This window comes from Pseudomonas vlassakiae (assembly GCF_014269035.2).
Classification (GTDB): domain Bacteria; phylum Pseudomonadota; class Gammaproteobacteria; order Pseudomonadales; family Pseudomonadaceae; genus Aquipseudomonas; species Aquipseudomonas vlassakiae.
The window spans coordinates 1-11,722 of sequence record NZ_JABWRP020000020.1; the positions used below are offsets into that span (position 1 = coordinate 1).

The window sequence follows — 11,722 nt, forward strand, 5'->3', positions numbered from 1 at the left end:
TTCAGTGAAGCACCGCAGCCCAGGCGGAAACCAGCAGCAACCCCGCCAACCCGCGGTTGAACCACAGCAACCGCCCTGGGGCCTGCAACCAGCGCGCACTGCCCACCCCCAACACGGCCCACACCGCCATGCACGGCACGGCTATCAACAGAAACACCAGGGCCAATTGCCACACCGGCAGCGTCGGCGCCGCAAACACGCCAATCACGGCCACCGCCATCATCCACACCTTCGGGTTGATCACCTGCAACGATGCCGCGCTGACTGCGCCGAACGGCTTGCCGCCTGCCGTATCCAGCGGCTCGCCGGCACTGCTCAGCATGCGCCAGGCCAGCCAGCTCAACCACAGCACCCCGGCCCAGCTCATCGCCTGCTGGGCGATTGGATGGCGCACCAGCACCTCACCCAGCCCCAGCCCGACCAGCAACACGATTATTGCCGCCGCACCGCAGGCCGCCAGGATCGGTGCCAGGCTTGCGCGCAGGCCTTGCCGGGCGCCGTGGGCGAGAATCAGCAGGTTGGTCGGCCCCGGGCTGATGCTCGAGACCAGCGCGAAAAGCATGAAAGGTAACAACGATTGCGACATGGGAACGGCTCCGAATGCTCAGGGCCCCATGGTCGCCAGTGACGGCTTGTCAGTCTGGAAGGTTTGAGCAGCGGCGTCGGTAGTCGGCCGGTGTCAGCCGATAGGCACGACGGAACCAGCGACCCAGGTGGCTCTGGTCGGCAAAGCCCAGGGCCATGGCCACCTCGGCAGGTGTCTGGCCGTAGGCAAGCAGGCGCCGGGCACGGGCCAGCCGCAGCTGGACCAGGTAGGCATGGGGCGCCAGGCCGAAAGCGGCCTTGAAGGCGCGGGTCAGGCGGAAACGGTCGACCCCACAGGCCTGGGCAACCTGCTCCAGGCCGATGTCCTGCTCGAAATTGGCATGCAGGAAGTCACGCGCCCGCTGTGCGGTCAGTGGCAAGCGCGGGTCGGGGTTGAGGCGCTTGCGCCAGTGCAGGTGGCTGGTCAGGGTGGCCAGCAGGGTGTCCATGGCCGTCTGGCGCACGATGCGCAACTCCTGGCCATGCACCGCCTGGAACGCCAGGGCGGTGGCATGGGCCAGGCGCTCGTCGTGGCACAAGGTGTCGGCGAAACGCGGCAGGCTGTCGCCGGGGGCCTGTTCGAACAGCGCCCGCAGCTCGGTGTCCAGCCAACTCGGTTCAAGGTACAGGGTCGAGTAGGTGAAGCCTTCGGCAGTCGGGGCGTGGCCGTCGTGAAGGTCGCCGGGTTCGAGCAGGAAGACTTGGCCTGCAGTGCTCTGGTGGCGAACCCGACGGCAGTTGAACTGCTGCACACCCTGCTCGGTGAAGCCGACCAGAAAGCTGTCGTGCCAGTGCGGGTCGTAGGCATGGCCGACAAAATGCGCGCGGACCGACTCGATGCCGGTGTCGGCGTCCTGCTTGAGGTCGATCCAGTTGCTCATGGCGCTGCGCTGCTGACGGGGAGGGCAGTTCACCATAGCGCAGGTGCGCCCGGCGGTTTAGAACAATTGTGCAGGCTGCAGTGCGGCAAAGCGCTCGCGCAGCCACAGGTGCAGTTGGGTCACTGCGGGCGACAACTGTTTGCGGTGCGGGCACACCAGCGTCACGGGCGTGGCTTCGCCCTGGTGGTCTGGCAACAGGACTTCCAGTTCGCCGGCGGCGATGTTGGCGCTGACGTCCAGCCACGACTTGTAGACGATGCCTTCGCCTTCCAGCGCCCAGCGCCGTACCACGTCGGCATCGTCGCTGACCAACGGCCCGCGCACCTGCACGGTGCGGTTGCCCAGCTGCCATTTGTCGTATACGCGGTTGTGCTGCAGGTACAGCAGGCAGTCATGTTGCTCCAGCTCCTCGGCTGTGCGAGGGCGGCCGCGGCGGGCCAGGTAGGCGGGGGATGCCACCACCACGCGACGGTTCCAGGGCGCCAGCGGCAGGGCGATGTAGTTGGCGTCCTGATTGAGGCCATAGCGGATGGCGATGTCCACCGGGTCACGGCTGAAATCGGCCATCTGGTCGGAAAGGAAGAAGCGCAGGCTCAACGCCGGGTGCTCGCGGCGAAACGCACTGAGCCAGGGCAGCAACAGGTTGCGGCCGATGTCCGAAGGCGCGGACACCTGCAACACCCCGCGCAAGGTACTGTGGCTGCCGTGCAGCTGTTCATGGCCCTGGCGCAGGGTGTCGAGCACGCGCTGGGCGGTGGGCAGGTAGAGTTCGCCCTCGGCGGTCAGGCGCAGGCTGCGGGTGGTGCGGGCGAACAGGCGCACATCGAGGTCGCGCTCCAGGCGCTTGATCGCGGCGGCCACTTGCCCGGGCAGCAGGTCCGCCTCATGGGCGGCGGCGGTGAAGCTGCCCAGGGCGCTGCTGCGCACGAACAGTTCGAGGTCGGTGATACGGAGCATTTTCACTCTACAAGGGAAAGTGTTGCTGCATTCTGCCGCTTTTTCTGGTTTGCAGGAAAGATAAGATGCGCGACAAATCCCTTCGTTTACTGGAGTTGCAGCATGGATACCGTCTCCCTGGCCAAGCGCCGTTACACCACCAAGGCCTACGATGCGGCCCGCAAGATTCCCCAGGCCACGGTCGATGCCTTGCTTGAACAGCTGCGTCACAGCCCGTCCTCGGTCAACTCGCAGCCTTGGCATTTCATCGTTGCCGACAGCGCCGAAGGCAAAGCCCGCCTGGCCAAGGCCACCGACGGCCGGTTTGCCTACAACTCGCCGAAGATTCTCGATGCTTCGCATGTGATCGTGTTCTGCACCCGCACCGACATGACCGAGGCGCACCTGAATGCCGTGCTTGAGCAGGAGCAGGCCGATGGCCGCTTCCGTGACGAACAGGCTCGGGCGGGGCAGAACCAGAGCCGTCGTGGCTATGTGGACCTGCACCGGTTTGATCAGAAAGACCTGCAGCATTGGATGGAGAAGCAGACCTATCTGGCTTTGGGCACCGCGCTGCTTGGTGCGGCGGCCCATGGCCTGGATGCCACGCCGATCGAAGGGTTCGACAGCAAGGTGCTGGATGCCGAGCTGGGGCTGCGTGAGCAGGGTTATAGCAGCGTGGTGATCTTGAGCCTCGGGTATCGCAGCGAAACCGACTTCAATGCCGGGTTGAACAAGTCGCGCCTGCCCGCCTCGACGGTGTTCACCTTCCTTTGAGGTCGGGGGCGTTGGGGTGTTCGCCGTGATCTCTGTAGCGCCTGCGAGATCGAGCGCCGCCCGCGCGGCGCATCGCGGATGAATCCGCTCCTACATCTGTTTCGGGCCAATCATTCCTGTGAGGTCACCGCTGTCCGCCTTGTTTGTAGGGCGTCCGTCATGCGCCAAGGCAGACACCTCAAACTGTAGGAGCGGATTTATCCGCGATGCGCCGCGCGGGCGGCGCTCGATTTCACAGGCGCTGAAAAACTTGTGGCATGCTCCAAGCCCTACCACAATGCCGCAGAAGCGGCCGTCAAAACCCGCCCGAACACCGCGATCGCCGTGTCCACCTCGGCTTCGCTGGTAAACCGCCCGATACTTATCCGCACACTCTGGCGTGCCCGCGCTTCATCCAGCCCCAGCGCCAACAGTACATGCGAAGCCGCGTTGCTTGCCGAGTTGCATGCCGAGGTGGTCGACAGCGCCAGCTCGCTGGCCAGGGCCATGCTGTTGAAGCCGTTGGCCTCGATGCACAGGTTGAGGGTGTGCGCAATCCGCTGCTGGGCGCAGCCATTGAGGCTCACTCCCGGCAAGGCCAGCAACCCTTCACGCAGGCGCCTGCCCAACTGCTCGATACGCTGGTGCTCGTTGTCACCCGGCTCACCGGCCAGGGCGAAGGCACTGCCCATGCCGACAATCTGGTGCGTCGGCAAGGTACCCGAGCGCAGCCCCCGTTCATGGCCGCCACCATGGATCTGCGCACGCATCGACTCTCGGGCGCGCGGCCCGACATAGAGTGCGCCGATGCCTTTTGGCCCATACACCTTGTGCGCCGAGAACGACATCAAGTCCACCGCCATCGCCTGCAGGTCGATGGCCAGCTTGCCGACAGCCTGGGCCGCATCCACATGCAGCAGGGCGCCATGGGCGCGCACCCGTTCGCCAATGGCCGCAAAATCGGTGACGGTGCCCAGTTCATTGTTCACGGCCATCAGCGACACCAGGCGGGTGTCGGCACGCAGGGCCGCCTGCACGGCGTAGGGCTGGATCAGGCCGTTGGCGTCCGGTGCCAGGCGCGTAACTGCCCAGCCCTGGCGTTCCAATTCCTTGACCGTATCCAGCACGGCCTTGTGTTCCAGCAGGCTGGTGATCAGATGGCCCGGCTGGGCCATGCCCTGGGCGATGCCCTTGAGCGCCAGGTTGTTGGACTCGGTGGCGCCTGATGTCCAGACGATGTCATCTGCCCGGGCGCCGACCCTTTCGGCCACTTGCCGACGGGCCTGCTCGACCACTTCGCGTGCGGCCTGGCCGTAGACGTGGCCACTCGATGCAGGGTTGCCGAAGTTAACCTGGCGACCGAGGCAGGTGAGCATGGTTTCGATGACCCGGTCATCGACCGGAGTGGTGGCGGCGTAGTCGAAATAGAGCGGGGTGCTAGGCATGGTGCGGGTCCGTGCAGTGTTGCCGTGGTGTCGGCAATCGTTGCATCAAGCCTACCCGCTGGCGTGAAAATGAATTTGCCTTTCATGCCGAATCAGCCGCTTTCAAGAGAATATTTTTCTCTATGCATAGATCATCGGGAAATTATTTTCGCCTGCGGGCCCATCGCGCCCGCACGGGCAGGAGCGCTTCAGGCAGGCTCCAGGGCACGCTCTTCTTCGGCCACCACGCGTTCGCACAGTTCGATGATCTGCTCACGCATCCAGCGGTTGGCCGGGTCCTGGTCAGTGCTTTCGTGCCAGTACAAGTGGGTCTCCAGCGGTGGTACCTCCACAGGCAGCGGCTGGAAACGCAGCTGGTGGCGGCGGGCAAAGCGCTCGGGCACGGTCATGACCATGTCGGTCTGCTGCAGCACCTGCGAAGCCATCAGGTAATGCTGCGAGCGCAGCGCGACCTTGCGTTGCACGCCCATCTTGCCCAGTGCCAGGTCGACGTAGCCCAGGCCGTTGCGGCGGCTGGAGATATGGATATGGGTCATGCCCAGGTAGTGGTCGAGCGTCAGCTTAGCATCGGCCAGCGGGTGGCCCTGGCGCAGCGCGCAGACATAACGGTCCTGCATCAGCTTGACGTGGCGCACCTGTGGGTCGGTGTTCAGCGGCGCGTCGACCGCGAAGTCCAGGCGACCGGCGGCCAGCTCCTTGGTGGTTTCGCGGCGTTTGCACAGGAAGCTTTCGATCAGCACCGCCGGGGCCAGGCGTCGCAGACGCTGGAACAGCGGCGGCAGGATCACGGCCTCGGTCAGGTCGGTCATGCTGATGCGGAACGTCTTGTTCGCCTGCTGCGGGTTGAAGATGCGGCTTTCCTGCACCGAGGTGCGCAGCAACGCCAGGGCATTGCGCACCGGGCCGATGATGTTCTGCGCCATGGGCGTTGGCACCATGCCTTGGGCGGTACGCACGAACAGCGGATCGTTGAAGGTTTCACGCAGCCGTGACAGGGCATTGGACACCGCCGGCTGGGTGATGCCGACGATTTGCCCGGCACGGGTCAGGTTGGCTTCGGTGTAGATCGCGTCGAAGACGATGAACAGGTTGAGGTCGACCTTGCTGAGGTTCATGGCGCCGCCCTTTGTTGGAATTATGGGCCGATCATATATCGGTTATGAATGTTTATACACGCGGAAAATAGACTAGGTAGATCGAGGCCCGCTGCTCTAGGCTCTGCCCATGTCTTTCGAACCGTGAAGGTAACCCCGATGGATTTCGCCTATTCGCCCAAGGTCCAGGCACTGCGTGAGCGCGTCAGCGCCTTCATGGAGGCTTATGTCTATCCCGCCGAGCCGGTGTTCGAGCGCCAGGTCGCCGAGGGCGACCGCTGGCAACCCACCGCGATCATGGAAGAACTCAAGGCCAGGGCCCGGGCCGAGGGTTTGTGGAACCTGTTCCTGCCGGAGTCGGAATATGGCGCCGGGCTGAGCAACCTGGAATACGCACCGCTGGCCGAGATCATGGGCCGTTCGCTGCTGGGCCCGGAACCGTTCAACTGCTCGGCACCCGACACCGGCAACATGGAGGTACTGGTGCGCTACGGCAGCGAGGCACAGAAGCGCCAGTGGCTGGAGCCGCTGTTGCGCGGCGAGATTCGCTCGGCATTCGCCATGACCGAACCGGACGTGGCGTCTTCGGACGCGACCAACATGGCCGCCACCGCCGTGCGTGAGGGCGACGAGTGGGTGATCAACGGGCGCAAGTGGTGGACCTCCGGGGCCTGCGACCCGCGCTGCAAGGTGATGATCTTCATGGGCTTGTCCAACCCTGATGGGCCGCGCCACCAGCAGCATTCGATGGTGCTGGTGCCGACCGATGCCCCGGGGGTGAAGATCGTCCGCCCGTTGCCGGTGTTCGGCTATGACGATGCACCGCATGGCCATGCCGAAGTGCTGTTCGAGAATGTGCGGGTGCCTTATGAAAACGTGGTCCTTGGCGAGGGGCGCGGTTTCGAGATCGCCCAGGGCCGCCTCGGCCCCGGCCGCATTCACCATTGCATGCGCTCGATCGGCATGGCCGAGCGCGCGCTGGAGCTGATGTGCAAGCGCGCGGTCGAGCGCACGGCCTTTGGCCGGCCGTTGGCGCGCCTGGGCGGCAACGTCGACAAGATCGCCGACTCGCGCATGGAGATCGACATGGCGCGGCTGCTGACGCTGAAGGCGGCGTACATGATGGACACCGTCGGCAACAAGGTCGCACGCAGCGAGATCGCGCAGATCAAGGTGGTGGCGCCTAACGTGGCGTTGAAGGTGATCGACCGGGCGATCCAGATGCATGGCGGGGCCGGAGTGAGTGGTGATTTCCCGCTGGCCTACATGTATGCCATGCAGCGGACGCTGCGCCTGGCTGACGGGCCGGATGAGGTACATCGGGCGGCGATTGGCAAGTACGAAATCGGCAAGTATGTGCCGGTGGAGATGTTGCGCGGCGGAAGGTGATGTAACCCTGTACCGGCCTCTTCGCGGCGTCGAACCGCCGTGAAAGGGCCGGTACAGGTAAACCTCGCACTTTCAACCGTGGCTCTCCTCCTGTTTGCTGGCCGCCTCAGGTTCGCTGGCGCTCGGGGCCTGGGCCTGCGCCCGCGTCTTGACCAACGAAACCACCACCCCACCCAGCAGCAACCCGAACGTCACCCCCAGCGACAGCAAGGCCGGCACCTTGCCGACCAGGCCGTGGTAGAAGATCTTGCAGCCAATGAAGATCAGCACCAGCGCCAGCGCATACTTGAGGTAGACGAACCGGTGCATCAGCGCCGACAGGGCGAAGTACAGCGAGCGCAAGCCGAGGATGGCGAAGATGTTCGAGGTGTAGACGATGAACGGGTCCTGGGTGATGGCGAAGATCGCCGGCACGCTGTCGACGGCAAACACCAGGTCGGCCAACTCGATCAGCACCAAGGCCAGGAACAGCGGCGTGGCGTAACGCAGGGCCTGGCTTTCGCCGGGCGGCGTCAGGCGCACGAAGAAGTGCGAACCATGAATTTGGTCGGTCACCCGCATGTGCCGCCGAACGAACCTCAGGATCGGATTGTTCGCCAGGTCCGGGTGGCTGTCCTCCTTCGACAGGGCCATCTTCACCCCGGTGAACAGCAGGAAGGCGCCGAAGATGTAGAGCACCCAGGCAAAATTCTGCACCAGCGCCGCGCCCACGCCGATCATGATCGCCCGCAGCAACACCACCCCGAGAATGCCCCAGAACAGCACCCGGTGCTGGTAACGGCGGGGGATGGCGAAGAAGCCGAAGATCATCGCCATGACGAACACGTTGTCCATCGACAGCGACTGTTCGACCAGGAAACCGGTGTAGAACTCCAGCGCCGACTGCGCGCCCAGCTCATGCCAGACCCACAGCCCGAACAGCACACCGACGCTGAAATAGCCCGAATACAGCAGCAGGCTCTCGCGCATTTCGATCTCGCGGTCCTGGCGGTGCAGCACGCCCAGGTCGAGCACCAGCAAAGCGATGACGATGGCCATGAACACCAGCCATAACCAGGTGCTGGTACCCAGAAACGGGGAGTTGAGGAATGTCTGCAGAGCTGTCATGAGCCCCTCCTTGAATGCCGACGTTGCCAGATGAAGATCGCAACAGTGATCCGACATCACGGCTCGGCAGCCGTCAGAGGGGCCCGGTATCACTTGGGTTTGAGCCTAGACCCGTTTCCCGGCGATGCCGAATGGCGAGCTGTTACATTTCTTTGCCTGTCAGTAGATCCAGACTTCCACCCGCCGGTTACGCAAGCGGCCTTGCTCCATGTCGTTACCGGCGATCGGCAGCTCATCGCCCATGCCGGTCACCTCCAGTACCTCGACGCCACCCCGTGCCAGTTCGCGGCGTACCGCCTGGGCGCGCAGTCGTGACAGCAGGGCGGCACGGCCGGGCGTTTCCTTGGGGTCGCCGAACCCCACCAGCACCGCCTTGCTTTGCAGCTTGCCGGCCTGGCGCAGGTAGTCGGTGACCCGCTGCACATCGCGCAGGGCCTTGTTGTCGAGGCTGGCGCTGCCTTCCTGGAAGCGGAAGTTGACGCTCAAGCGCTGCGCTTGCTGGGCCAGGCTGCGGTAGCGCGGCGGCATGCCGGCCTGCGCGGCTACCGGCTGGGCGATGACCTGCTGCGAGACGAAGCCCTGTTCGGCGACGATGGCCTGGCCGGCCGGGCTCTGGGCGAAATCTGCCAGCGCTCGGGCCTGGGGTTTGGCATTGGCTGGCAAGTAAAAGAACAGGCGGCGCGACAACGGGTAGTCTTCACTGGCCACCAGCTGGCGCTTGGGCAACATGGCTGGGGCATCGCCCTCGGCCACCGCCAGTACCTTGGCCCCGTGCACGGCTGCCAGGCTGCTGAAGCCGATGGCCTGGCGGTCGGCACCGACCCGCTCGGCCAGTGCTTCGCTAGACTCGAACCGCTGCGCCTGGTGAGCCAGTTCGCTCTGGTGCGGCTCCAGGACCAGCGCCTTGAAGGTCTCAAAGGTCCCGGAGCGGTCATCCCGCGCATACAGGTGGATGGCGCCGCCGGCCACGCCCAGTTGCTCCCAGCGCTGGATCTTCCCGGAGAAGATCTGCGCCAGTTGCTGGGTGGTCAGCTGCGGCAGCGGGTTGTCGGGGTGGACGATGACGGCCACGCCATCCAGGCCGATGACCTGCTCGGCGCTGGCCGAGCGCAGATCGCCCAGGGCCTTGAGTTGGCGCACTTCGGCGTCGCTGATGGGGCGCGAGGCCGCGGCCAGGTCGGCGTTGCCCTGGCCCAATGCGGCAAAGCCGGTGCTGGAGCCATGTGCAGCAATGTCGATACGCAGCGCCTGGCCCCGGGCATCGCGCGCGGTGATCACGGTCTCGTTCGGCACTGCGCCCGGCGACTGCTGTATCTGCGTCGCCTGTTGCGCCCACAGTTGCCCCTGTACCAGCGCAGGCAACAGTGCCGCGCCAATGGTATTGGAGCCTTGCACACGCAGATGGCCCGCTTCGGCCAGGGCCGTCAGCGGGAGCAGGGGAAGCAGCAGGAGCAGCAGGCGGAGCATGCCGGGCGACCTTGTGGCATAGCGTTGCCCGGCAGATTACGACAGAGGCGTGACCAAAATGTGACGGTCAGGCCGCCAGCCCGATCAATGCGCCCCGGCCGACTTGCTCAGGTCGCTCTCGGCCCACTCGGTATAGATACAGGCATCCGCCACCGCCCAGCGCACTTTTACCGTGTCGCCCGGCTGCATCGGCATCCCGGCGGCAGACAGTGCCTTCACCGTCAGTTCGGTGCCGCCCGCGGTCAGCACATGGCAGGTCTGGCTCTCACCCAGGAACAGCACCTCACCGACCTTGGCACTGACCTCGTTCCAGCCCGCAGGCAATGGCTCGCGCGCGGCCTGTTCGGCGGTCAGGGCCAAGGCTTTCTCCGGCCGCACCATGATCAATGCATCCTGCTGCGCGCTGAGGCCCGGGGTCAGGCGGATCGCTACCGGCTGGCCTTCGAAACTGCCCGCACCGTTGCTGCTGGCTTTGATGCGCAGGAAGTTGGAATTGCCCAGGAACGAGGCGACAAAGGCATTCGGCGGGTTCTGATAAAGGTCATAACCGGTACCCAGGCCCACGATCTTGCCATGGCTGAAGATGGCGATGCGCTGGGACAGGCGCATCGCCTCTTCCTGGTCATGGGTCACGTAGACGATGGTAATGCCCAGCCGGCGATGCAGCTGGCGCAGTTCGTCCTGCAGGTCTTCACGCAGCTTCTTGTCCAGCGCACCGAGCGGTTCGTCCATCAGCAGGATGCGTGGCTCGTACACCAGCGCCCGGGCAATCGCCACGCGCTGCTGTTGGCCACCGGACATCTGCGACGGCTTGCGATGGGCGAACTGCTCCAGCTGCACCAGCTTGAGCATGGCGTCGACACGCTTGCTGGTCTCGCTGGCGCTGAGCTTGCGGATGGCCAGCGGGAAGCCGATGTTGTCGCGCACGTTCAGGTGCGGGAACAGCGAGTAGCGCTGGAACACCATGCCGATGTCGCGCTTGTGCGGCGGCACATTGACCAGCGACTGGCCATCGACCAGGATTTCGCCGCTGCTCGGCGTTTCGAAGCCGGCCAGCATCGACAGCGTGGTGGACTTGCCGGAGCCACTGGAGCCGAGGAAGGTCAGGAACTCGCCGTCCTGGATCTCCAGGTCGAGGTTGTCCACGGCGGTGAAGTCGCCGTAGTGTTTGTTCAGGCCTCGCAGGCTGACCAGGGTCTTGCCGTGGGCGTTGTCTTTGATGACTGCACTCATTGTTGTTTTCTCCGCACGCTCAGGCGTTGACTTCGGTGCGCCGGCGCAAGGCGGCGGCAATGAACATGACAAGCAGCGACAGGCCGATCAGCAGGGTCGAGGCCACGGCGATCACCGGGCTCAGGTCCTGGCGCAGGGTGGTCCACATCTTCACCGGCAGGGTCTGCAGGTCGGGGCTGGCCATCATCACGCTCAGCACCACCTCGTCCCACGACACCAGGAAGGCGAACAGGCCACCGGCGATCATGCCCGGGCGAATCGCCGGGAAGGTCACCTTGAAGATCGCCTGCAGGCGCGAGGCGCCGCAGATCACGGCGGCATCCTCGATCGACTGGTCGAACAGCTTCAGCGAGTTGATGATCGAGATGATGGTGAAGGGCAGGGCGACGATCACATGGCTGACCACGAAGGCGAACAGCGTGCCGGTGTAGCCGAGCTTGAGGAACAGTGCGTACACCGCCACGGCGATGATCACCAGCGGCACGATCATCGGCATGGTGAACAGCCCGTAGAGCATTTCGCGGCCCGGGAAGCGGCCACGTACCAGGGCGAAGGCGGTGGGGAGGCCCAGCAACACCGCGGCGATGGTGGTCAGCACGGCGACCTTGAGGCTGGCCAGGGCGGCGTCCATCCACTCCGGGTTGGAGAAGAACTGGCCGTACCACTTGAAGGTCCAGCCCGGTGGCGGGAACACCAGCCACTGGGACGAGCCGAACGACAGCAACACGATGAACACCACCGGCAGCAGCAGGAAGGCCGCGATGACCCCGGTGGTCAGGTACAGGCCCGTACGCAGCGGGCGGCCCATGGCATTGGGAGACAGGAGCAT

The 11,722-nt window shown here is 64.8% G+C and carries 11 protein-coding genes; 2 read left to right on the forward strand and 9 right to left on the reverse strand.

Annotated features, from left to right (window positions below):
* Window position 1: 1 nt before the first annotated feature.
* From HU738_RS21710 to HU738_RS21720, 3 genes are read right to left on the reverse strand one after another with little or no spacing between them, the layout of a single operon-like run.
* Window positions 2-586 carry a LysE family translocator gene (locus HU738_RS21710; RefSeq protein WP_186603977.1) on the reverse strand — a complete coding sequence of 195 codons (585 nt, stop codon included), beginning with the start codon at window positions 584-586 and terminating at the stop codon, window positions 2-4.
* 49 nt (window positions 587-635) lie between these two features.
* Window positions 636-1,466 (reverse strand): AraC family transcriptional regulator, encoded by an 831-nt coding sequence (locus HU738_RS21715; protein WP_186603978.1) that lies wholly within the window; start codon window positions 1,464-1,466, stop codon window positions 636-638.
* Window positions 1,467-1,523: 57 nt separating this feature from the next.
* Complete coding sequence (locus HU738_RS21720) at window positions 1,524-2,423, reverse strand: LysR family transcriptional regulator (protein WP_186603979.1); 900 nt, start codon at window positions 2,421-2,423, stop codon at window positions 1,524-1,526.
* A 102-nt stretch (window positions 2,424-2,525) separates the two neighbouring features.
* On the opposite strand from HU738_RS21720, the gene nfsB reads away from it, so the two are divergent.
* Complete coding sequence (gene nfsB / locus HU738_RS21725; RefSeq protein WP_176508937.1) at window positions 2,526-3,179, forward strand: oxygen-insensitive NAD(P)H nitroreductase; 654 nt, start codon at window positions 2,526-2,528, stop codon at window positions 3,177-3,179.
* A gap of 269 nt (window positions 3,180-3,448) precedes the next feature.
* Here nfsB and HU738_RS21730 read toward each other — a convergent pair whose 3' ends face one another.
* Both HU738_RS21730 and HU738_RS21735 read right to left on the reverse strand, forming a co-directional pair.
* Window positions 3,449-4,603: a cysteine desulfurase family protein gene (locus HU738_RS21730; RefSeq protein ID WP_186603980.1), complete on the reverse strand. Its 1,155-nt coding sequence runs from the start codon at window positions 4,601-4,603 to the stop codon at window positions 3,449-3,451.
* Between the two features lie 188 nt (window positions 4,604-4,791).
* Window positions 4,792-5,718, reverse strand: a complete 927-nt coding sequence (locus HU738_RS21735; protein ID WP_176508935.1) for a LysR family transcriptional regulator — start codon at window positions 5,716-5,718, stop codon at window positions 4,792-4,794.
* A gap of 138 nt (window positions 5,719-5,856) precedes the next feature.
* Between HU738_RS21735 and HU738_RS21740 the strand changes: the two genes are divergently transcribed.
* A complete protein-coding gene (locus tag HU738_RS21740) occupies window positions 5,857-7,086 on the forward strand; it encodes an acyl-CoA dehydrogenase (RefSeq protein WP_176508934.1) in 1,230 nt (409 codons plus the stop codon).
* Between the two features lie 72 nt (window positions 7,087-7,158).
* Here the strand turns inward: HU738_RS21740 and HU738_RS21745 are convergent, their stop codons facing one another.
* The 4 genes from HU738_RS21745 to HU738_RS21760 all read right to left on the reverse strand — a co-directional run bounded on the left by HU738_RS21745 (window position 7,159) and on the right by HU738_RS21760 (window position 11,722).
* The gene (locus HU738_RS21745; RefSeq protein WP_186603981.1) at window positions 7,159-8,193 is read right to left on the reverse strand and encodes a TerC family protein; all 1,035 of its coding nucleotides are present in this window, start codon (window positions 8,191-8,193) and stop codon (window positions 7,159-7,161) included.
* A gap of 159 nt (window positions 8,194-8,352) precedes the next feature.
* Window positions 8,353-9,660, reverse strand: a complete 1,308-nt coding sequence (locus HU738_RS21750; protein ID WP_186603982.1) for a substrate-binding domain-containing protein — start codon at window positions 9,658-9,660, stop codon at window positions 8,353-8,355.
* Window positions 9,661-9,744: 84 nt separating this feature from the next.
* Complete coding sequence (locus HU738_RS21755; protein WP_186603983.1) at window positions 9,745-10,893, reverse strand: ABC transporter ATP-binding protein; 1,149 nt, start codon at window positions 10,891-10,893, stop codon at window positions 9,745-9,747.
* Window positions 10,894-10,912: 19 nt separating this feature from the next.
* The gene (locus HU738_RS21760; protein WP_027919924.1) at window positions 10,913-11,722 is read right to left on the reverse strand and encodes an ABC transporter permease; all 810 of its coding nucleotides are present in this window, start codon (window positions 11,720-11,722) and stop codon (window positions 10,913-10,915) included.

Excerpts from the sequence above, each read along its gene's own strand:
- HU738_RS21755 (WP_186603983.1), bottom strand. The coding sequence starts at position 10,893 with ATGAGTGCAGTCATCAAAGACAACGCCCACGGCAAGACCCTGGTCAGC.
- HU738_RS21735 (WP_176508935.1), bottom strand. The coding sequence starts at position 5,718 with ATGAACCTCAGCAAGGTCGACCTCAACCTGTTCATCGTCTTCGACGCG.
- HU738_RS21745 (WP_186603981.1), bottom strand. The coding sequence starts at position 8,193 with ATGACAGCTCTGCAGACATTCCTCAACTCCCCGTTTCTGGGTACCAGC.
- HU738_RS21715 (WP_186603978.1), bottom strand. The coding sequence starts at position 1,466 with ATGAGCAACTGGATCGACCTCAAGCAGGACGCCGACACCGGCATCGAG.
- HU738_RS21720 (WP_186603979.1), bottom strand. The coding sequence starts at position 2,423 with ATGCTCCGTATCACCGACCTCGAACTGTTCGTGCGCAGCAGCGCCCTG.
- HU738_RS21740 (WP_176508934.1), top strand. The coding sequence starts at position 5,857 with ATGGATTTCGCCTATTCGCCCAAGGTCCAGGCACTGCGTGAGCGCGTC.
- HU738_RS21750 (WP_186603982.1), bottom strand. The coding sequence starts at position 9,660 with ATGCTCCGCCTGCTGCTCCTGCTGCTTCCCCTGCTCCCGCTGACGGCC.
- HU738_RS21730 (WP_186603980.1), bottom strand. The coding sequence starts at position 4,603 with ATGCCTAGCACCCCGCTCTATTTCGACTACGCCGCCACCACTCCGGTC.
- HU738_RS21760 (WP_027919924.1), bottom strand. The coding sequence starts at position 11,722 with ATGCTCCTGTCTCCCAATGCCATGGGCCGCCCGCTGCGTACGGGCCTG.
- nfsB (WP_176508937.1), top strand. The coding sequence starts at position 2,526 with ATGGATACCGTCTCCCTGGCCAAGCGCCGTTACACCACCAAGGCCTAC.
- HU738_RS21710 (WP_186603977.1), bottom strand. The coding sequence starts at position 586 with ATGTCGCAATCGTTGTTACCTTTCATGCTTTTCGCGCTGGTCTCGAGC.